This is a genomic window from Pantoea sp. GL120224-02 (assembly GCF_900215395.1).
Lineage (GTDB): Bacteria > Pseudomonadota > Gammaproteobacteria > Enterobacterales > Enterobacteriaceae > Pantoea > Pantoea communis.
The window spans coordinates 49,599-69,976 of sequence record NZ_OBEC01000003.1 but is presented as its reverse complement, the minus strand read 5'-3'; the positions used below and the strand labels follow the sequence as shown (position 1 = coordinate 69,976).

The following is a 20,378-nucleotide window of genomic DNA, read 5'->3' as shown; positions in this document are numbered from 1 at the left end:
AGGCCCCTACTGCTGTTTGTGTTTGTTGCATCGGCAACTTACCGCCTACAGCTATTGCTGCATATGCAACTGCTTATGCTTTTTTCCTGCTGTTCACAGTGAATAGCAACGATTAGCGTGTGCTGATACTCCTTAATGGACATCAAAAGATGCTGACCAACTATAGCAATTACGCTGATTCACCGCGTTTAGTCGACCCGGCTTCTCTCGCTTTTCAATCATTGCTCGACAAATTCGCCCCCACTGACGCCACGGTATTGATTGTCGGCGAGACCGGCACGGGTAAGGAAGTTGTCGCACGCTATCTCCATCATCATAGCCAACGCCGCCATGGCCCCTTTCTCGCCGTTAACTGCGGTGCTTTAACTGAAAGTCTTGCCGAAGCCGAACTCTTTGGTCATGAGAAAGGGGCATTTACCGGCGCGACCCAGGCGCATCCCGGTTGGTTTGAATCTGCGCAGGGCGGCACTCTGCTGCTGGATGAGATTGGAGAGCTGAGTTTGTCGCTACAGGTCAAGTTACTACGCGTATTACAGGAGCGCGAGATTACGCGCGTGGGTTCGCGCAAGCCGATTAAAGTCGATGTGCGTGTTATTGCGGCCACCCATGTTGATTTGGCACAGGCGATCCGCGAACGGCGATTTAGGGAAGACCTTTACTATCGCCTCAATATTGCGGTGGTGCCGCTGCCTCCGTTGCGACAGCGTCGTGATGATATCCCGCTGCTGGCGCAGCATTTCCTTTCGCTGTATGCACGTCGTTTAGGTCGACCGGTGCGTCGTTTGTCACCGGATGCTTTAGAAGTGCTACTGGAGTACAGTTGGCCGGGCAATATTCGCGAGCTGGAAAATACGCTTCACAACGCAGTACTTTTGAGTCGGGAGGAGACGCTAACGCCAGCTCATTTGCGACTGACAAGATACAATGAACAGGGATTTAACAACGCGGAAGCATCAACGCTTGATAACTTCCTGCGTCAACAACTCTCCACTAAGCCCAATCAACTGTTTGATCGCGTCATCACCAGCCTGATTACTCACGCGCTGGATTTCACTGAACACAATCAGACACAGGCCGCGGCGTTGCTTGGCATCAGCCGCCACACGCTGCGTACTCATCTTGCTCACCAGGGAATGATAAAAGGACGGCGTAAGGCGGCGAGTTGCATTGCAACTGCCTCTGCTGATGAGCCTCATCAGGAACGCGAATTACGTATCGGTTATCAAAAATTCGGTAATCTTGGGGTATTAAAAGCACGGCAAAGTCTTGAGCAGTGCTTTGCACAGCAGGGCGTCAGCGTGTTGTGGAGCGAATTTCCTGCCGGGCCTCAACTGCTTTATGCCTTACAAAATAACGAGATCGATTTCGGTACCACCGGCGAGGTGCCGCCTATTTTCGCCCAGGCGAATGGCAATGCAGTGACCTACATCGCCTGGGAACCCCCTGCGCCCAGTAGCGTGGGGATAGTTGTCCCAATCGATAGCGATATCCGTAGCATTGCTGATTTACGTGGTAAACGTATTTCGGTCAATAAAGGTTCTAACGTTCACTGGTTATTGCTGCAGCTGCTGGAAGAAGCAGGTATCGCCCTTGATGAACTCAAAGTGGTGTATGCGCCGCCGAAATATCCTCTGACGGCCAGTGATTATCTGGCGGTCGATGCATGGATGATGTGGGACCCCTTACTCAGTGCGGCGGAGAGCAATCCTGAGTTGCGCGTGCTGGCCAACGGTGAGGGGCGTGTGCGCAACCACCAATTTTATCTGGCACGTCGCGATTATGTGGAAAAACATCACGACGTGGCCCATCAGCTAGTGGAGAGTTTACAGCAGACCGGCATTTTTATTGATAATCATCGGCAGGAAGCTGCTGGTCTGCTTGCGCAGGAATTGGGTCTTGACCTTTTGGCCGTTGAAAGAGCTTTAACACGACGCAGTCATAGAACCCGTTCAATGGTATTTGAAGTGATTAAAGAGCAACAAATCATCGCCGATCGTTTTTATGCATTGGGTCTGATAAACAAGCCTGTACGTGTTCGGGAAGCGGTTTGGCAATCGCCCAGCGTTTTGTAACTTACAGCCTAACGGCCCGAATAAAGTTATCCACCTTTTCTGTGGATAAATCATTGAATATCATCTGGCTAAACCGGGTTAGTACCCTCGATGCAGCGCTGAAATTTGCTGAAATGCTGGCGATTTCAGCCTGAAATTAAATTAAAAAACACTTTTAATTCAATTCATTAGATGTGAAATCCTGATGGCGAATGAAGAAAATTTCAGGGCATTCGCCATCTGAGTTCCTCTCCTGGATAGCCTTTGTTGCTTTCCTATCCAGCTGGTTATTTTGCCTTCACCACAGATTCACTAAACTCTACGGCGCAAGATTGTTATGCATATAGACGGTGAAAAAGTTGGCGATTTCAGCCTGAAATTTCTACACAGGTTAGTTATTTTTCATACAGTTAGCGATGAAATAGCACTGGCGAAAAGCTGAAATTCAGGCAAAAAAAAACCGCCCGAAGGCGGCATTTCGCTACTGATTGAGATATTTATTGAGTGTCTCGTTTATCACCCGATCCAGCTCATCTTGTAATTCTTTCGACTGGCGATTGAATTCGTAGCTGAACATGCGGCCGCGTGTCTTCTTGCGGGCATAACGATCTTTATCAGCAAACGTCCAGAGAGGCGTGGCGACCGCTTTTTCCTTTGCTGGCGACTGGATTAGTGTTTGGCTCCCATTACGCACCAGACGCAAAATCCCATTTTTTACTTCATCTTCAGCCAGACCATCACGTGCGCAGACCGTATCGACATCCATGCCAATGGTATCAATTAAGGCTTCAACCGACTGACCAATCTCCTGAAGCTTCTCATACGCCTGCAGCAGCGTTTTGTAATCCGGGTATGTTAACTCCGAATGATTTGGGAACAGGGTAACCAACTCCAGTGGTACGCTCGCGGCTTGCAACGCACGCGTAACTTTTGCCTGCGAGAGGCCTTCGCTCTGAGCAATCTCTTTCTGTGACAGGCCGCTCTCTTTTAATGACAGCAGGCGCATCCCCACTTCACGCAGATTATGTTCGCGTGCGGTTTGGATGTCCTGCGCCAGGCGACGTGCTTCATCTGCCGTGATGGCAACCTCAGTGACCAGCACATCCAGCCCAGTTTTGCAGTGCAGAGCGGCGGCACGGCGGCGGGAACCATCCAAAATTTCGATACGGTCGCCGCGTTTCACACCAATAGCAGGGAAGAACTGCTGCAATTTAATGGTGCGGATAATGTCGCGCAGCGATTCAGGCGTCAAGCCTGACTGGTCGCGGCCATTCGTTTCCATTACCACATAGGTTTTTTCTTCAATTTCCTTCGCCGTAATGTGTTCAAGCGTGAACAGGGCACGTTTACCGGTCGAAAGGATAAAGGTTTGAGAATGTCCGTCTGAGGCATCCTCAGTCTGCAAAGGTGTCTGGCTGAAGGTACGGCCAATCGTAATTCGTTTTGCGCTCATAGTAACCTCAGTTCAGGCGAATAAATTCAATGCGATCAAATACGGCTTTAGCGAAATCTTCCGCTGCCGAACGCGCATTCTTTAAGGCTTCGGTGCTGCCCACATAGGTCGATGGGTTCGCAGAGATCACCGTATCAAACGACTCTCCACAGCGCTCAAAGCCGTCCAGGCGCGGTAAAGCAGCATCCAGCATGTCGCCGCCAAAGATCTCCTTCGCCAGGCTGTGACAAAGCTTGTGGTCCGCTTTATTCGATAGCTTGGACATAAAGCCGATGTTGCCTTGCAAGCGGCAGGATGCGCCTGATTCCTCAATGATGCCAATCAGTTCCGGCAGGCGCGTCAAATACTTCAACGTCGAGTGGAAATCAACTTGTGCTGGTGGAACTGGCGTCATCAGTAAATCAGATGCGGCGATAGCGTTCTTCAGGAAGGCATCCAGATGTGGGCCACTGTCGATGAAAATGAAGTCATAGTCTTTCTTCAGTTTTGCTACGACGTTGTCATACAGAACCGCATGCACATTCTGCGTAGGCAGATGCTCAGCACACAGTTCTTCCCAACGTGATGCAATGAAGGCGTCGTCAATGGAGGCCGGCAGTACGTCGACACCAGGAATAATCGATGGCACGATGAATTCATTAAGCAACTCTTCGCGGCCCACGTTTTGCAGCATCGCTTGCGCAGCTGTGGCTTCTACCAGTCCGACCGAACGCTCATGATTGAGGAACATGGTGGCAGAGGATTGCGGATCGAGGTCGATAACCAGAATGCGCAGATCTTCATACAACAGATGTGGGTGCGCACGCAGCGCATGGGCCAGTGAGACCGTTGAGACGGTTTTCGATACGCCACCTTTGAGATTACCAACAAACAGCGTGAATGCCTCTGCGTGACGATCGCGATACTTTGGCACGCCGCGATGATGGTAGATATCAATGATGTTTTGGATGGACATTGCGTACTTGGTAGAGCTGCCCGCCGCGCGTTTATCGAATGGATAGCCGTTCTCTTCCATTTCATTTACGGCGTAATCAACGCTCGCACGCGTTAATTTAGGGAGTTTGGCTAACGCCGCTTTGGCGTAAACCTGATAAAAAGTGTTTTCCTGCAACTCTTCTTTCTGCGCCTGAATCTGTTCCGTCAGGCTCATTAGCATTTTTTCTGAACGTTGTGCGACTTTCAGAACTTGCTTCTCATCGTTAGCCATACTTGCTCCACACATGTAGGATTTATGACTTTATACCGAAATCCTGCACATGAGGCAAATCTATCTCATCTAATGCGAAACATTTAGCGCTGTGAAAATACCTTGAGTAAGAGCGTGTTAGTGCAAACGTTCACTGTAATCAGCGGAGATGTTTTAATCAGGGCGGAATAATGGATGAAAGTGTGAGCAACGCCTCATTCGCGTATTTGTTCCAGCATTCACTGTAATCAGAGATTTGATCGTCCGTTGCACGAGATTTGCGGGCAGGGTGATATGGCCGAAATCACAGCCTGTATTCACTATATTCGGCATAAGATTCACTGTAATCAGTAAACGTTCACTGTAAGTGGCAATAGGTTCACTGTAATCAGTAAACAATTGCGCTACGTTCACTGTAATCAGTGATATTGATTTTCACGCTGAGCAGTTGAAAGCCAGGGCTCTCCATGACGAAATCGGCTGCAGGCGTTTTCGGTTAGTAGAGACAGCTTAGTCCTAATATAAGCATTCACTATAATCAGTAGACTGCATGTGGGGAGCATTGATTTAATCCGAGTGTTCACTGTAATCAGTAATTAACAGCTCGTATGGCTAGCTGGCATTCACTGTAATCAGCAATTTGTCTAAGCCTCATTCAGACGTTCACTGTAATCAGTAACCCAAATCGTTCTCTCAGCGTAGCGTTCACTATAATCAGCAGTTTTGTCTTAAATGGATACGCCATAATCGGCGGAAAGGGTAGGGCGTACGTGAGAACGTTCACTGTAATCAGTAAAGGAGTCAGGAGTCAGGAGTCAGGAGTCAGGAGTCAGGAGTCAGGAGTCAGGAGTCAGGAGTCAGGAGTCAGGGATGTGAATACGGGCTAAAATGACTGTCAACATTCACTGTAATCAGTAACCCAATTTGCGTTTTCAGTTGTGATTCGTGGTTCGCGAATGCGGGTTTGTTGTGAGTGAGTGAGTGAGTGAGTGAGTGAGTGAAGCTAAATCATCGGTGGCTTATGGCTGCCTGTACGTGAGTGAAATGGGTAGATGCTCAGCGTTGAGCCATTGCAAGTGCGGGATAGCGGGTAAGCTATAACTGGCGGGTCCTGACCGGTTCACCATGCTCTACTGGCGATATTGAAGATAAGCAATGGCCAGAGAATGAACGACTGAAGAGGCATGCCCGGTGGGATATGACCGATGGCAAATGACCGATTAAAGAGAAGAGAGAAGAGAGAAGAGATAAGAGAGAAGAGAGAAGAGAGAAGAGCATTTTAGCTGCTCTTTCTGGTGAAGTATCCGTTTTAACCGGTGGCTATTACATGCACCCATTGCCGGATCAACCAGAAACGGAATGTTTGTCTTTGTACTCCAACGTTCACTGTAATCAGCAAAACAGGTGAAGACCGTTTTTTCCTACCTCCCGAATCCCTGGTTGTAACATTCACTGTAATCAGTAATTGCTCCTCGCTGGCAAAGTTATTTACGTTCACTGTAATCAGTAAAGCGATCTTCTGAGGCCACAACGATAAGGTATAAAAATGTTTCGGAAGAGGGAAGGGCTGCAGAGCATTCACTGAAATCAGTGACAGCGTGACGCGCACGATTGAGGCCTTAAATCCAATCCCGACCGCACTGGCATAACGTTCACTGCAATCTGCAATAAAGGGAAAAATTCACTGTAATCAGTGAAGGTGTCCAACCCTGTCACTTTTACTGTTTATTTGTACAGACAATAAGCTGATTACAATGAATGAATGCCAACAATTCAATATTACATAGAATATTCAAACACTTAAATTTAATCATTCACTATAATCTGTTTTCACTACATCACCACCATTCACTGTAATCAGCAACCAAATACGCTATGGCTGATGTTCACTGTAATCAGCAAACCCGCTGCAAAAGAGGGCGCTCGAGTGTTGAAAACCCACCTAGTAAGTACTCACTATCACAATTAAACCCAATGATTCGTCGATTTTGATAACTCTGCAGGAGGATGTAAGACTAACGTGTCGCTGAATACTGTTTACAGTGAACGTTACTGATTACAGTGAACGAATGAAGGGATGCTGATTACAGTGAACAGTGCGTAGAAGAAGTGTGTCACTTTTGGCGATTAAGTGACACACTCAAGGGCAGGGAGCTGATTACAGTGAACGTAAAAAAAATCAGTCTTCAAACTCAATATCATCGAGGGAATCAATGCTCTCAAGATTGCTGATACCGTCCAGCTTCGGCGTTCTGCTATGGATAATAAAGAACACAGAACGTCCACGCTTCACCTCTGAATAGTCGAGGTAACCAATCTCCTTAAGCTGCTCCATCGCGCGTCGAACCACGTGGTTTTGCGTGGTCGTCTTAGAGCCTAAGTTTAAACGCATGCGCAGACGCGCCAGCGATATCGGTGCAGGATTGGTTGGCAAACTTTCCAGGTAGGTATATAACGCCTGAGCCGATTCCTTACGTTTGAGCCGTGAAATAGCACGCAGCTGCAGCAAGACTTTATGGTCAAAGTTATACAGCTCAAACAGTTTGGGATCGGCCTGAATGCGCACCAGATCCTTTTCACGATCGTAATACGCCGACTGCACAAGGTGGGTATGATACGCTTTGCCATTACCTTCAAAGGACAACGTATTGGTTGCGATGCGTCGTAAAGAGGCATCTAAACGCTTACGTAAGGCCGCTGAAGAGTTTGCCGATGGGATCCCGCACATTTTCACGAAATCAATAAACGGCAGCGTCACGGTGTCGCCCTTTGAGGGATAACGCGAAAAAGACTGAATGATGCCAGCCCAGGTTTTGAAATCATTATCCATGTCCAGCCTTGCGCCAGTAATGGTAATCTTTTCATAGCCTTCCGCTTTAACTAACGAAAGGTTCTTGAGCTCTTTGGTGGCGTCCGTTGAAGCCATCGCGCCCGATTTCCCACGCGCAGTAGACTTTAGTGTCGGAACGAACAGACCCAGGCGCATCAACGCGACCGGTTGTACGGTGTTATTTTTATTAGGATGAAGCTGGATAACCTCACCGCTGTTTTTTGTCACCGACAGAAAAGGTTCTAGTAACGCTTTGTTTTCACTCTCTTTATCTGCCATAGCCTGAGATCTTCATTCTGTGGATGAAAAGGATCGATTTCTGATTACAGTGAACATTAACACTGTTTATAGTGAACATTCTACAGTCTATAGTGAATATTATGCTGATTGTAGTGAACGTTTTTCTGATTATAGTGAACGCGATCACCTTCTCAGGCCTTGTGGGGTGCGGCTTGCAGCGATCAGGGATCTCTTAGGATCTCTTTTAGATCTCTCTATGATCTTTCTTTAAGATCTATTCACTGTATAACTGCATAACCCTATGAAGAATCAGCCTCTAACATCAAAAACTGTCAGAATATGCAGGTCAGTAAGATTGATCCCACCAATGGCGAAAAAACATTAATTCTCTGTAAAGAAGATCCGCTTCTTTCATCAGAAGAGAACAACTTCCTCATTATTATTCATTTTTCATCAATCTTCACCGAGCGTAAGGTGAAACTCATATTCATCCCCTACAACTCATGACGAAGGCATCTTATGACTGACAACGTTATTTCACGTAACCCTACCACTGGCGAAATCATCGCATCATATCCATTGCAGAATGCCGCTGAACTCGAAGCTGCGTTGCAGACCAGCGCGGATGCTTTTGCACAATGGCGAGCCACCAGCATGGCACAGCGTGTCATCGTGTTACGCCAGTTAGCAGAACAGATCCGCCAGCGTCAGGATCAACTCGCTACCATGGCAACCCTGGAGATGGGTAAACCCATTGCACAGGCTCGTGCTGAAGTCCTCAAATGTGCAAATCTCTGCGACTGGTATGCAGAACAGGGCCCAGCGATGCTGGCTGACAAGCCAACGCTGGTAGAAAATCAGCAAGCCTGGCAATCGTTTCGTCCATTAGGCGTGATTCTTGCGGTAATGCCGTGGAACTTTCCTTACTGGCAGGTGCTGCGCGGTGCAGTCAGCATGTTGCTGGCAGGCAACACGTATGTGCTCAAACACGCGCCAAGCGTAATGGGTGCAGCCAATCTGATGACAGAACTGTTTGACGCGACAGATCTGCCAAAAGGTGGCTTCACCGTGATTAACGTGGATAACGATGGCGTTTCGGCTGCAATTAAAGATCCGCGTATTGCGGCAGTTGCGGTGACAGGAAGTGTGCGGGCGGGCGGTGCTATTGCAGCACAAGCCGGTGCCGTATTGAAGAAAACGGTACTGGAGCTGGGTGGTGCAGATCCGTTTATCGTACTTGCCGATGCGGATCTGGATGCGGCAGTGGCTTCTGCGGTCACAGGACGCTACCAGAACACCGGACAGGTGTGCATGGCAGCCAAACGGTTCATCATTGAGGAAAGTGTTGCAGAAGCGTTTGAGGCGCGTTTTAGCGCGGCTGTGCAGGCATTGAAAATTGGCGATCCGCTGAATGAAGAAACTTATATCGGACCGATGGCGCGTTATGATCTGCGTGATGAGTTAGACCAGCAGGTACAGCAGACCCTGAAACAAGGTGCGCGCCTGGTTATCGGTGGTCATAAGATCGATGGCGTTGGCAACTACTACGCACCAACGATCCTTGCTGATGTGACACCCGACATGATCGCCTTCCAGCAGGAGATCTTTGGCCCCGTGGCAGCGATTACCGTGGCACGCAATGCACAGCATGCTTTAGAGCTGGCGAATAACAGCGAATTTGGTTTGAGCGCTACCGTGTGGAGCGGTAATGAAGCGATAGCCAATGAGCTGGCAGAGAAACTGGAAACCGGCGCCGTGTTCATCAATGGCAACGGTGCTTCCGATCCCCGCGTGGCGATTGGTGGTGTGAAGAAGAGCGGCTATGGTCGTGAACTTTCCAGTTTTGGCGTTCACGAATTCTGTAATATCCAGACCGTCTGGAAAAACCGTCGTTAAGACTTTCAGGGCGTGCACTGCACGCCCTTATTCCTCGCTCTATCTCCTGCCTTACTGTTAATCCTCGGTTAAAATTGTTGTGGAGTAGCTCAAAGAATCCGCTAATGGTATTACAAAGGTATTGTTATTGGTGTTAGATTGGCCTCACCTACACCGGGGAGTCCTATTTTAATGAAAACAACAATCCCAAAATTATCCTTCATGATGTTTCTCGAGTGGTTTATCTGGGGGGCATGGTTTGTGCCGCTCTGGGCTTTCCTCAGCAAAAACGGCTTTTCGCCGGTTGAGATTGCCTGGTGCTATGCCTGTACTTCGATTGCCGCTATCCTGTCGCCGATCCTCGTTGGATCGTTGGCAGACCGCTTCTTCCAGGCACAGAAAGTGTTGTCGCTGCTGATGATCGTCGGTTCCATTCTGATGTATTTCGCGGCCCAGCAGACGCACTTCAGTGGTTTCTTCCCACTGCTGCTGTTGTATGCGCTCACTTACATGCCGACCATTGCGCTGACTAACAGTATTGCTTTCTCGCATGTCAAAGATGTCGAACGCGATTATCCACGCGTGCGGGTCATGGGCACTTTAGGCTGGATTGCGTCAGGCATTGCCTGTGGTTTCCTGCCGCCGCTGATGGGCTATGGCGACATTTCAGCCAGTAATGTGCCGCTGCTGATCACTGCTGCCAGTTCACTGGTGTTGGGGATCTTTTCGCTGATGCTGCCGGCAACCGAGCCGAAAAGCACCGGCAAATTCAGCCTGCGTGTGGCACTGGGTCTGGATGCGCTGCATCTCCTGAAAGATCGCAGTTTCCTTGTGTTCTTCGTCTGCTCATTCCTGTTCAGCATGCCGCTGGCTTTTTACTACATCTTTGCCGAAGGCTACCTGACGGAGGTGGGCCTGCCGCACGCCACCGGTTGGATGACGCTGGGTCAGGTATCGGAGATCTTCTTCCTGCTGGCACTGCCGTTCTTTATCAAGCGCTTTGGCATTGGCAAAGTGTTGCTGCTTGGCTTAACCACCGCAGCGCTGCGCTACATATTCTTCGTGTTCGGCGGCGATCAAAATGCCCTGACGATTGGCCTGTTGTTTATGGGCATCCTGCTGCACGGCGTCAGCTATGACTTCTACTTCATCACGGCTTACATCTACGTTGATAAAAAAGCACCGGTCGCGATGCGCAACGCAGCACAGGGCCTGATCACGCTCGCATGCCAGGGGATTGGCAGCTTGCTGGGCTATCGTCTCGGCGGATATTTGATGCAAGAGATGTTCGCTTACGACCAGCCTCGCAATGGCCAAACGTTCAACTGGGCGGGCATGTGGATGTTTGGCAGCGTGATGATCATCATTATCACCATCGCCTTCATCGTGCTGTTCCGCGATGGCAAAAAACGCAGTGAAGAATTAACTGCTTTCGAGCAATCAGCCACCGCTGATAGCCATAAATAAGAGATGTAATGATGACAATGACACTCCAGGAAAAACGGATTTTGGGCGCTTTCTATGGTCAGGCGCTGGGCGATGCGATGGGCATGCCATCGGAATTGTGGCCGCGCAGTCGCGTTAAGCAGCATTTTGGCTGGATTGATGGTTTTCTGCCGGGGCCTGCTGAAAACAATGCCGCCTGTTATTTTGGCCGCGCGGCATTTACTGACGACACTTCGATGGCGCTGGCTTTGGCAGATGCGATAGTCACGCATGGTGGCGATATCAACGCGGAGACCATTGGTGCCAATATCCTGCACTGGGCAGAGGAGTTTGATGCCTTCAACAAAAACGTATTGGGACCCACATCCAAAATAGCCCTGAATGCACTGAAAACGGGAACGCCAGTGGCGCAGCTGGAGAACAACGGCATGACCAATGGCGCGGCGATGCGCGTTTCACCGCTTGGTTGTCTGTTGCCAGCCAAAGATCTGGATGCCTTTATTGACGCTGTCGCACTGGCATCCAGTCCTACGCATAAATCTGATGTCGCCATCGCGGGGGCAACGGTGATTGCCTGGGCAGTGTCACGTGCCATTGACGGCGCAAGCTGGGCATACATCCGCGATGAGCTGCCTGCGATTGCGCGCGCTGCGCAGGAAAAACGCGTCACGACCTTTAGCGCGTCCATGGCCGCGCGTGTTGAGCTGGCGTTGAGCGTTGTGGCGCAGGGCAGAGGTGTGGAGTCAACGATGCAACAGATTTATGATTTGGTGGGGACCGGGACGGCCACTATCGAATCGGTTCCAGCTGCTATTGCAATGGTTGAGTTGGCCAACACCGATCCGAATCGCTGCGCTATTCTTTGTGCCAATCTGGGTGGCGATACCGATACCATCGGCGCGATGGCGGTGGCCATTTGCGGAGCGCTGCATGGCATTGATGGGATTGATTCACAGTTAAAAGCCGAACTGGATGCTGCCAACGCGCTGGATTTCACTCGCTATAGCAACGCATTCATGCGTTTCCGTCAGCAGCGTGAGGCCGTTTATGCTGACGCCTGATGACCTGAACCGGCTGGAAGGACGTCTGCCGGTGTGCGTGATTGGTGCCGCTGTGGTGGACGTGATTGCCGATGCCTATTCGTTACCGCATCGGGGAAGTGATATTGAACTCCACCAGCAGGGCGTCAACGTGGGCGGTTGTGCGTTGAATGTAGCGATCGCGTTGCATCGGTTGGGCATTCCATCCATCAACGCGCTGCCGCTGGGTAACGGCATTTGGGCCAGTATTCTGCGGCAGAAGCTGATGGAATATGGCATTCAAAGCGTGCTGGAAACCAGTAAAGGAGACAATGGCTGGTGTCTGGCACTGGTGGAGCCGGATGGTGAGCGCACGTTTCTGTCGGTTAGCGGTGTCGAAAATCTGTGGGATGCTGAACTGCTGCGCACATTGCCACAACCCCCACACCGTTGGATCTACCTGTCTGGCTATCAACTGACCAGCAAAAGCGGCGATGTGCTGATCGACTGGCTCGAACAGCAGGCGCATAACTATCAATTGCTGGTGGATTTCGGTCCGCGTTTGGCTGACATCGGGGAGCGTCAATTTGCCCGTATTATGGCGCTAAAACCACTGATTACAGTGAACAGACAGGAAGCAGAGTTACTGTGGCTGGAGCGTTTGAACCAGCATCAAGCCTTTGATGCCCGTCAGTTAATGGCTCAATGGCAACAACACTATGGCGCTGCGTTGGTGGTGCGTCTAGACAGTGATGGCGCAGGTTATATCGATGCAGAGTCGCAGGGTTGGATCCCTGCTCTGGGAACGCAAGTAGTCGATACGATTGGCGCCGGTGACAGCCATGCGGGGGGAGTGTTAGCCGGGCTCGCGTCAGGTTGGTCGCTGGCGGAAAGTGTGGCATTGGGTAATGCCGTGGCGTCTTATGTGGTGTCACAACGCGGTGGTGATTGTGCACCTGATCGCGCCACGCTGCAGAGCTATTGGCAGCAAAGACTTACTCAGCAATAAACACGTACATGTCGCTGCGGCAGTAGCTGATGCTGTACTCCAGAGGATTGCCTTGCGCGTCAAGTGCCAGCTGTTTAATCACTAACACAGGGACATTGGCGGGCAGGGCAATCTGCTGCTGGAGCGCTTCATCAGGCATGCGGGCACTCACTCTGCTTTGGGACTTAACCGGCAAAATCTGTTGCTTGTTAAAGTAATCATACAAAGAAATTCCAATGTCATCGGCATCTGCAATAAAGTGTGCCGGCACCCAGGATTCTTCAACTGACACCGCTTGCTGATCGACATAACGAATACGCTTCAGCAAGTAGACTTCGCTACCTTTGCTTAATCCCAGTTTTTCACCGATTTCCGCACTGCACTGAATTTTGCTCTTATTGATCCACACCGTATCAGGTTTTTTACCGCGTAAAACCGCCTGATGCGACAAACCTTTGGGCTCTTTCAGCGAATACTCAAACTGGCTGCAAATCTGTGTGCCGTAACCGCGCGAACGAAACACCACCCCCTCTTTTTCCAGCTCATCCATCGCTTTACGCACCGTAATACGCGAGATGCTGAGCGACTGGCTGAATTCTCGCTCACCGGGCAGGATCTCTTCATGCATCAGGATGCCATCGCGCACCGCCTCTTTGATGGCGGCGGCAAAGCGCTTGTACAACGGCGTACGGCTCTCTTCAGCCAGCGTGGTGGTAAGCCGCGAAAACAGCGGATTCTGTTCAGTCATAGCGGGCTGAGCACTCAATTGGGTTAGCCAGGGGTGAGATATGATACTGAATTTTCACCGTTCGCGTAGCGACTTTAACCACATGTTATTGCGGTTATTAGCGCTTAGATTCAACCAATCCTTTCGCTTGTAATTTGACCTAACCCGTAACGAAGACTATAGTTACGCTTACGGATATTTTAAGGCAAGGAGGGGTAAATGGGCATTTACCTGACGCCAGAATTTCAGGAAGAGAAATGTAATGCACGCATCAATGATAAAATTTTGTGTAAAGCTGCAAAGTCGATTTTTGCGGGATTACATGGAGACCCATTAGGACGTTACACGTTCAAAAAACGACTCGGGTTGCCTGGTGTGGGGGCATCTGACGGCGCGCGTAGCATTGTTTTCTTCAATTATGGCAACAACATTTATTTCTTTGATATGTACTTGAAAAGTCAGCTATCAAAGAAGAAAGGCAAAGAACTTGAAGATGATGAAATTGATGCTTATTGCCGTATCGCTCGGGATTTTATTGCGATGTCAGATGAGAAGGTCCGGGAGTTGATTAAGTTAAAAGAACTAATCGAGGTAACTTGTGATGACTGAACGCTTAAAGAAAATCCACGATATGGCGCAGCGCTATAACCAATTGGGCGTTGTTCAGGGCGAGACGGTTGCGGAAATCAGTGCGGCGATCGAAGCTCGTAATATCCCTCCAGTACGCGCTATGTCTGGGATTGAGATTAAAGCGGTACGCTTAAGATGGAAGATGTCGCAGGCGGCGCTGGCAATGACTACAGGCATGTCAGTTGAGAGTGTTTCAAAGTGGGAACGTAACGAGAGTAAACCCAATAAAGCGGCTTTGCGTATCCTCAACACCATTGAAGACAAAGGCCCAGCGGTTTTCATTCTATAAAACATAAAAGCCCTGTTGGGCTTTTATGCATCAAATAACCTATCACCGCTCATCAAACGGCACGCCGCCTTTAGATTTATGATGCTTAGGCGTTTCAATGATTGAGACCGTCACCGAATTGGCATCAATCTCAAACGAGTCCGCGACTGCGGCAGTCACCGCTTTCAGCAACTTCTTCTTCTGCTCAACCGTGCGGCCTTCCGCAGCATAGACAACGATTTCTGGCATTTCCGTTTCTCCTTGAGGGTTCAGATTCGGTTTCAGCATAACCCAGTCATGCCCGAGCATGCAGTGTCAATTTGTCATAAACACCCGCGCAAACCGTTTATACCCGCAGGCGATCTGTGTTTAAATGTGTATTGTTATGTTATAACATAATTTCTCTGGGATTTTTGTAGCGGTATTTTTCGGAAACCATAATGAAATCAATGAAAAAATTGCTGATCGCCACGGCGCTCGGCCTGGCTTCGTGCGCCTCATTCGCGGCGCAGCATCAGGAAAACACGGTGCGCATTGCCGCTCCGTTTGAAATTAAAGGTGCCGATCCGGCGCTTTCCGGTGACATCCTTCTGCGCATGGATGTGGTGGAAACGCTGGTGGAAGTGAACCAACGCGGTGAACCGATCCCGGCTTTGGCGAAGAGTTGGCAGGTCTCGGAAAACGGTTTGCGCTGGCAATTACAGCTGCGCGATAACGTGCATTTCCATGATGGTTCGCCACTGGATGCGGCAGCGGTAGTGAAATCACTCAATACTGCGCGGAGTAAAGCGGGATTACTGGATAAAACACCGATCACTGAGATCAGCGGAGAAGGGCTGGTGGTGACCATTACGCTGCGCGAGCCTTTCACACCTCTGCTTTCCGTCCTGGCGGAAAGTCGCTCGCAAATTCTGGCGTTATCCAGCTGGGATGCACAGGGCAACATCACGCGCATCATCGGCTCCGGGCCGTTTATGCTGACCGCCTTTAAGCCGCCGCAGTCGTTAGCGGTAAAACGCTTTGAAGGTTACTGGGGAGAAAAACCATACATCGCCGCAGCCAGCTATCTCTCTTCTGGCCGGGCAGAGACCCGCGCGCTATTAGCAGAAAGCGGTGATGCGGATTATGTGTTCAATCTGGATGCCGCCAGCCGTCAGCGTCTGGCACACAAACCTGCGCTGCAACTTCCCGCAATCCCCGTGCCGCGCACGCTTATGCTGAAGCTCAATCTGGGCGATCCGCTGTTAGCGGAACAGCCGGTGCGTGAAGCGATCAGCATGGCCATTGATCGCAATGCGCTAGCGATGGCGGTGTTGCGCTATCCGGGTGCTGCCAGCCAGTTGTTCCCGCCGAACATGGGCGAGTGGCACAATGCGGCGCTGCCTCCACTCTCCTATCAGCCCGATTCGGCGGTCACGCTGTTGCAGAAAGCCGGCTGGCAACCGGGATCAGATGGTGTGCTGACCCGCAACGGCCAGCGATTCAGCCTGACGCTGCTGACCTTCCCGGATCGCCCTGAACTGCCGTTGATGGCGATGGTTATCCAGCAGCAACTGCGTAAAATCGGTATTGAAGTGAAGATTAACTCAACCAATGCCAGTGAAATTCCTGCCCAGCACCACAGCGGGAGACTGCAACTGGCGCTGTTCTCACGCAACTTTGCACTCACGCCCGATCCAACCGGCACCTTATTGCAGGATTATGCCGAGAAAGGTGGCGACTGGGGGGCGATGAACTGGCATCCGACAGGATTCAGTGGCGCACTGCATACCCTGACGCAATCCACCGATGCCTCCGCGCGTGCCAAAGCTCGAACACTCATCACTTCGGCACTGCAACAGGATCTCCCGATGATTCCAATCGCCTGGTATCAACAATCTGCAGCGATCAACAGTAAGTTGCAAAACGTCGCGCTCGATCCGTTTGAGCGTCACTTCGGCCTGCGCCAACTGCGTTGGGAGCCGTGATGATCAAACAACTTTGCTGGCGGCTGATGCAGGCATTTTTTGTCGTGCTCTCGGTGGGATTACTCACCTGGTTTTTGGTCCGGTCGCTGCCGGGCGATATGGCGTGGCGCATTGCCAGCGGTCGCTACGGCTATGATCGGGTTGATGCGGATGCCGTCGCGCGCGTGCAGCAGGAGTTAAGTGGGGCTGCTGAGCAAGGCAGTGCGTTACTGCACTGGTTGTTGGACCTGCTGCAATTTAACTTTGGCCGTTCACTGGTCTCCGGCGAACCGGTGATGGATGAATTGCGCTGGCAACTGAGTCAGACGCTGGCGTTAGCCGGGGTATCTTTACTGCTGGCGCTGGCTATCACGCTGCCGTTGGGTATCTGGGCCGGTTGCCATGCCAATGGCAAACTGGATCGGCTGCTGTTTTGGCTGACATCGATGCTTAAGTCTGTGCCGCATTTTGCACTGGGTATGCTGCTGATCGTGCTGTTCGCGCTGCAACTCGACTGGCTGCCGAGTGCGGGACACGGTGAGCTGCGTCATTTCCTGTTACCCGCTTTGACGCTGGCCTTGTCGCTAAGCGCGGTGGGCGTGCGTGTGGTGCGCGAAGCCACCTGGCAGGTAGTGAACGCGGGTTATTACCAATGGGGGGAGCAAAAAGGTCTGGCGACCGTCACTTTGCTGCGTCGTCATGGTTTACGCAATCTGGGAACACCGGTACTCACCTGGTTCGGCATGCAGTTTGTCTGGCTGGTGGAAGGCGTGGTGGTAGTGGAAACGTTGTTTGCCTGGCCGGGCATTGGGCATGCGTTGGTTCATGCCATTTTCGCCCGCGATGTGCCAGTAATTCAGGCCAGTGCCATGACGCTCGGCCTGCTGTTTGTCCTGCTAAATATGCTGGTGGATGCGGGTTGCCATCTGCTTGATCCGCGAGGGACGCGCCCATGAAATTAACTTCACGTCATGTCGGTTTACTGCTGCTAGCTCTGCTACTGAGCTACGCCTTTATACTGCCTCTGTTTCATCATGGTGATCCTCTGCAACAAGAACTGCTCAACATGTTGCAGCCGCCCAGCCAGGCCAATCTGTTAGGTTTTGATCACCTGGGACGTGACATGCTGCCGCGCCTGAGTGCGGCGCTGCGCCTGTCACTGGGTCTGGCTGCACTGTGCGTGATCAGTGCGATGCTGGTCGGTGTGCTGGCTGGCGTACTCAGCGCGCTTTATGGTGGAGTGCTCGACCGTGTGGTCAGCATGCTGGGGGATATGTGCCTCGCGCTGCCCGGCCTGCTGCTGGTGCTGTTACTGGCGGCGATTGCCCCGGACTCACCGGAGATGCTGTGGTTAGGCATTTCGTTGGTGCTGTGGGTGGAATTCTTCCGTGTGACACGCGCCACCTTACGTCCGATTGTGCATTCGCCGGGTATGCAGGCGTCGAAACTGCTGGGTTTTAACGCGATCTACCGCTTTCATCGTCACCTTTGGCCGGCACTCGCACCTGTTTTGCTTACCGTTGCACTGTTCTCGTTTAGCAGCGCCATCATGGCGGTATCGGCACTAGGATTTATCAGCGTCGGTGTCCGTCCACCGACACCGGAATTGGGCTTGATGATGACCGAACTGCTGCCCTTTGCCTGGGAAGCCCCCTGGTTGCTGCTACAGCCTGTGGTCGCACTGTTTTTATTGCTGATTAGCCTTAACCTGATGATGAAAAAGGAGCGTGCATGAAAGGATTACAGGCCATCGGCATAACCATCGCAACAGCAGAAGCCACGCTGGTGGAGCCGGTTGATTTCCACCCGCAACCTGGCCAACCGCTCACTTTATTGGGTGAGACTGGCTCCGGAAAAAGCCTGTTGGCGCAGGCGGTAATGGGAATTTTGCCGGAGACACTTCAGGCCAGCGGAACCCTGATCATCAACGGTCAACGCTATCAGTTACCGCAGGATCGTGATGCGTTACGCAGCTTGTGGGGAAGGACTATGGCCTCGCTGCCACAAGAACCCTGGCTGGCGCTCGATCCCACCATGGCGATTCAGCAGCAGGTCGCGGAAGGCTATCGCTATATTCGAGGGCATTCCGCGCCGCGAAGCGTGGCGGCTGCGCAGGATGACCTTGCGCAACTGGGCTTACAGGCAGCGGCACAAAAATTCCCGTGGCAACTGTCCGGTGGCATGGCGCAGCGTGCGGCATTTGCGGCGGCGCGCGCGGGCGGTGCGGAGATTTTGATAGCAGATGAACCGACTAAGGGTTTGGATGTGTCCCGACGCGATGACGTTGCTACTTTGCTGGGTCGTGAAGTGGCTGAAGGTGGGACTTTAATGACCATCACGCACGATATTGCGCTGGCGCGTCAGTTGGGCGGAGACGTTATCGTCATGCATAAGGGCAAAGTGATCGAGCAAGGCGCAGCGCAGCAAGTGTTATACACCCCGCGGCAGGGTTATACGCGTGAATTGCTGGCCGCCGATCCCGTTGCCTGGCCGCAACGGCAAAGCACGGTGATCCGCAGCAAACCCGTGGTAAGTGCGCAAGGATTAAAACTGCAGCGCGGCGGAAATACGTTGGGTGTACCAGAAAATTTCACCCTGCATGCTGGGGAAATTGTCGGCTTACATGGCGCCAGCGGCAGTGGAAAAAGCAGCTTTGGCGACGTATTGCTGGGATTACTCGCGCCACAGCAGGGCAGCATTACACGTCACGTCGCGGCGAGCGCGCTGAAGTATCAGAAGATCTATCAGGATCCCTCGGCATTGTTTCCCCCCACGCGCACACTGTCACAAAGCCTGGAGGAGGTGCTGCGTCGTCATCGCATTGAACGGTCAAAACGCGACTCGCTAATGGAGCAATTAGCGTTAGATCCTTCATTACTCACGCGCTGCCCCGATTCGCTCTCGGGCGGCGAGTTACAGCGCTTCTCTCTGTTACGCGTCATGCTGCTTGAGCCGGTTTTCCTGTTCGCCGATGAGCCTACATCGCGACTCGATCCGCTGGTACAGCAGCAAACTCTGCAGCTGATAACGCAGATGGCGCGTCAGCTGCAGTGCGGCGTGCTGCTGGTGAGCCACGATCGCGAACTGCTGGACAAGGGGACAGATCGCGTGATTGCGATGCAGGCGGCTTAACGTTCTGGCGGCTGGCTATCACCGACACCCAGTGAGCGCTGCATCACGACGGTGTCGAGCCAGCGGCCATGTTTGAATCCCACCGATTTCATCACACCGGTGTGCTCGAAGCCGAGCGCCCGGTGTAATCCCAGCGAACCCTGATTGGCGCTATCTCCCACGATGGCGATGATCTGGCGAAAGCCTGATGCTTCTGCCAGCGCAATCGCTTTTTGCAATAACGCCCGCCCGACGCCACGCCCGGTCTGTTCATGATCGAGATAAATCGAATCTTCCAGCGTGAAGCGATAGGCATAGCGCGGTCGATAAGGTGCCAGATAACAATAACCCAATACCTGTTCATCCTCTTGCGCCACCAGCCAGAAGCCTCCGCGCTGCTGCACATCTTTGACGCGGTTGAGCATTTCGCTTTCGCTGGGCGGTTCGGTTTCAAAGGTGGCGGTGCCGTGGAGGACGTGCCACGCATAGATTTTCTGAATGGCAGCGGCGTGATGGGGTCGGGCGGGAATAATATCCATATGTTCCTGATAATCGGCTAGCGAAAAACACAGGATGCCACTGTGTCACGCGCCAATCATCGGGTTTGA

The 20,378-nt window shown here is 51.6% G+C and carries 17 protein-coding genes; 11 read left to right on the top strand and 6 right to left on the bottom strand.

What is annotated here, in order from left to right; all coding sequences use genetic code 11:
- Positions 1-152: 152 nt before the first annotated feature.
- Positions 153-2,072 carry an aliphatic sulfonate ABC transporter substrate-binding protein gene (locus CRO33_RS07365; RefSeq protein WP_441339536.1) on the top strand — a complete coding sequence of 640 codons (1,920 nt, stop codon included), beginning with the start codon at positions 153-155 and terminating at the stop codon, positions 2,070-2,072.
- Between the two features lie 460 nt (positions 2,073-2,532).
- Here CRO33_RS07365 and CRO33_RS07360 read toward each other — a convergent pair whose 3' ends face one another.
- From CRO33_RS07360 to CRO33_RS07350, 3 genes are all read right to left on the bottom strand, one after another.
- Positions 2,533-3,504: a ParB family protein gene (locus CRO33_RS07360; RefSeq protein WP_097117637.1), complete on the bottom strand. Its 972-nt coding sequence runs from the start codon at positions 3,502-3,504 to the stop codon at positions 2,533-2,535.
- Between the two features lie 7 nt (positions 3,505-3,511).
- On the bottom strand, positions 3,512-4,711 hold the full coding sequence (locus CRO33_RS07355) for an AAA family ATPase (protein ID WP_058960453.1): 1,200 nt from the start codon (positions 4,709-4,711) through the stop codon (positions 3,512-3,514).
- Positions 4,712-6,869: 2,158 nt separating this feature from the next.
- On the bottom strand, positions 6,870-7,799 hold the full coding sequence (locus tag CRO33_RS07350) for a RepB family plasmid replication initiator protein (protein WP_034822338.1): 930 nt from the start codon (positions 7,797-7,799) through the stop codon (positions 6,870-6,872).
- A gap of 480 nt (positions 7,800-8,279) precedes the next feature.
- On the opposite strand from CRO33_RS07350, the gene CRO33_RS07345 reads away from it, so the two are divergent.
- The 4 genes from CRO33_RS07345 to CRO33_RS07330 all read left to right on the top strand — a co-directional run bounded on the left by CRO33_RS07345 (position 8,280) and on the right by CRO33_RS07330 (position 13,109).
- Positions 8,280-9,656, top strand: coding sequence for an aldehyde dehydrogenase family protein (locus tag CRO33_RS07345; protein WP_097117636.1), 1,377 nt, complete (start codon positions 8,280-8,282; stop codon positions 9,654-9,656).
- 171 nt (positions 9,657-9,827) lie between these two features.
- On the top strand, positions 9,828-11,102 hold the full coding sequence (locus CRO33_RS07340; protein ID WP_097117635.1) for a nucleoside permease: 1,275 nt from the start codon (positions 9,828-9,830) through the stop codon (positions 11,100-11,102).
- A gap of 11 nt (positions 11,103-11,113) precedes the next feature.
- The gene (locus CRO33_RS07335; protein ID WP_097117929.1) at positions 11,114-12,142 is read left to right on the top strand and encodes an ADP-ribosylglycohydrolase family protein; all 1,029 of its coding nucleotides are present in this window, start codon (positions 11,114-11,116) and stop codon (positions 12,140-12,142) included.
- On the top strand, positions 12,129-13,109 hold the full coding sequence (locus tag CRO33_RS07330; RefSeq protein ID WP_097117634.1) for a PfkB family carbohydrate kinase: 981 nt from the start codon (positions 12,129-12,131) through the stop codon (positions 13,107-13,109). Before CRO33_RS07335 ends, CRO33_RS07330 begins: the two co-directional genes overlap by 14 nt.
- On the opposite strand, the gene CRO33_RS07325 is transcribed toward CRO33_RS07330, so the two are convergent.
- The gene (locus CRO33_RS07325) at positions 13,096-13,836 is read right to left on the bottom strand and encodes a GntR family transcriptional regulator (protein ID WP_097117633.1); all 741 of its coding nucleotides are present in this window, start codon (positions 13,834-13,836) and stop codon (positions 13,096-13,098) included. The two genes, CRO33_RS07330 and CRO33_RS07325, sit on opposite strands and share 14 nt — an antisense overlap.
- A 198-nt stretch (positions 13,837-14,034) precedes the next feature.
- Between CRO33_RS07325 and CRO33_RS07320 the strand changes: the two genes are divergently transcribed.
- On the top strand, positions 14,035-14,424 hold the full coding sequence (locus tag CRO33_RS07320; RefSeq protein WP_097117632.1) for a type II toxin-antitoxin system RelE/ParE family toxin: 390 nt from the start codon (positions 14,035-14,037) through the stop codon (positions 14,422-14,424).
- Positions 14,417-14,734, top strand: coding sequence for a helix-turn-helix domain-containing protein (locus CRO33_RS07315; RefSeq protein ID WP_097117631.1), 318 nt, complete (start codon positions 14,417-14,419; stop codon positions 14,732-14,734). The genes CRO33_RS07320 and CRO33_RS07315 overlap by 8 nt, the downstream gene beginning before the upstream one ends.
- Positions 14,735-14,776: 42 nt before the next feature.
- Here the strand turns inward: CRO33_RS07315 and CRO33_RS07310 are convergent, their stop codons facing one another.
- Positions 14,777-14,962: a tautomerase family protein gene (locus CRO33_RS07310; RefSeq protein ID WP_034822328.1), complete on the bottom strand. Its 186-nt coding sequence runs from the start codon at positions 14,960-14,962 to the stop codon at positions 14,777-14,779.
- Positions 14,963-15,153: 191 nt separating this feature from the next.
- On the opposite strand from CRO33_RS07310, the gene CRO33_RS07305 reads away from it, so the two are divergent.
- From CRO33_RS07305 to CRO33_RS07290, 4 genes are read left to right on the top strand one after another with little or no spacing between them, the layout of a single operon-like run.
- Entirely contained in the window at positions 15,154-16,680 is a 1,527-nt protein-coding gene (locus CRO33_RS07305; protein ID WP_097117630.1) for an ABC transporter substrate-binding protein, read from the top strand.
- A complete protein-coding gene (locus CRO33_RS07300) occupies positions 16,680-17,615 on the top strand; it encodes an ABC transporter permease (protein ID WP_097117629.1) in 936 nt (311 codons plus the stop codon). The genes CRO33_RS07305 and CRO33_RS07300 overlap by 1 nt, the downstream gene beginning before the upstream one ends.
- Positions 17,612-18,394, top strand: a complete 783-nt coding sequence (locus CRO33_RS07295) for an ABC transporter permease (protein WP_097117628.1) — start codon at positions 17,612-17,614, stop codon at positions 18,392-18,394. The genes CRO33_RS07300 and CRO33_RS07295 overlap by 4 nt, the downstream gene beginning before the upstream one ends.
- Positions 18,391-19,791, top strand: a complete 1,401-nt coding sequence (locus tag CRO33_RS07290) for an ABC transporter ATP-binding protein (protein ID WP_097117627.1) — start codon at positions 18,391-18,393, stop codon at positions 19,789-19,791. Before CRO33_RS07295 ends, CRO33_RS07290 begins: the two co-directional genes overlap by 4 nt.
- Here CRO33_RS07290 and CRO33_RS07285 read toward each other — a convergent pair.
- Positions 19,788-20,309: a GNAT family N-acetyltransferase gene (locus CRO33_RS07285; RefSeq protein ID WP_097117626.1), complete on the bottom strand. Its 522-nt coding sequence runs from the start codon at positions 20,307-20,309 to the stop codon at positions 19,788-19,790. The two genes, CRO33_RS07290 and CRO33_RS07285, sit on opposite strands and share 4 nt — an antisense overlap.
- Positions 20,310-20,378: the final 69 nt, after the last annotated feature.

Excerpts from the sequence above, each read along its gene's own strand:
- CRO33_RS07360 (WP_097117637.1), bottom strand. The coding sequence starts at position 3,504 with ATGAGCGCAAAACGAATTACGATTGGCCGTACCTTCAGCCAGACACCT.
- CRO33_RS07355 (WP_058960453.1), bottom strand. The coding sequence starts at position 4,711 with ATGGCTAACGATGAGAAGCAAGTTCTGAAAGTCGCACAACGTTCAGAA.
- CRO33_RS07350 (WP_034822338.1), bottom strand. The coding sequence starts at position 7,799 with ATGGCAGATAAAGAGAGTGAAAACAAAGCGTTACTAGAACCTTTTCTG.
- CRO33_RS07345 (WP_097117636.1), top strand. The coding sequence starts at position 8,280 with ATGACTGACAACGTTATTTCACGTAACCCTACCACTGGCGAAATCATC.
- CRO33_RS07340 (WP_097117635.1), top strand. The coding sequence starts at position 9,828 with ATGAAAACAACAATCCCAAAATTATCCTTCATGATGTTTCTCGAGTGG.
- CRO33_RS07335 (WP_097117929.1), top strand. The coding sequence starts at position 11,114 with ATGACAATGACACTCCAGGAAAAACGGATTTTGGGCGCTTTCTATGGT.
- CRO33_RS07330 (WP_097117634.1), top strand. The coding sequence starts at position 12,129 with ATGCTGACGCCTGATGACCTGAACCGGCTGGAAGGACGTCTGCCGGTG.
- CRO33_RS07325 (WP_097117633.1), bottom strand. The coding sequence starts at position 13,836 with ATGACTGAACAGAATCCGCTGTTTTCGCGGCTTACCACCACGCTGGCT.
- CRO33_RS07320 (WP_097117632.1), top strand. The coding sequence starts at position 14,035 with ATGGGCATTTACCTGACGCCAGAATTTCAGGAAGAGAAATGTAATGCA.
- CRO33_RS07315 (WP_097117631.1), top strand. The coding sequence starts at position 14,417 with ATGACTGAACGCTTAAAGAAAATCCACGATATGGCGCAGCGCTATAAC.
- CRO33_RS07310 (WP_034822328.1), bottom strand. The coding sequence starts at position 14,962 with ATGCCAGAAATCGTTGTCTATGCTGCGGAAGGCCGCACGGTTGAGCAG.
- CRO33_RS07305 (WP_097117630.1), top strand. The coding sequence starts at position 15,154 with ATGAAATCAATGAAAAAATTGCTGATCGCCACGGCGCTCGGCCTGGCT.
- CRO33_RS07300 (WP_097117629.1), top strand. The coding sequence starts at position 16,680 with ATGATCAAACAACTTTGCTGGCGGCTGATGCAGGCATTTTTTGTCGTG.
- CRO33_RS07295 (WP_097117628.1), top strand. The coding sequence starts at position 17,612 with ATGAAATTAACTTCACGTCATGTCGGTTTACTGCTGCTAGCTCTGCTA.
- CRO33_RS07290 (WP_097117627.1), top strand. The coding sequence starts at position 18,391 with ATGAAAGGATTACAGGCCATCGGCATAACCATCGCAACAGCAGAAGCC.
- CRO33_RS07285 (WP_097117626.1), bottom strand. The coding sequence starts at position 20,309 with ATGGATATTATTCCCGCCCGACCCCATCACGCCGCTGCCATTCAGAAA.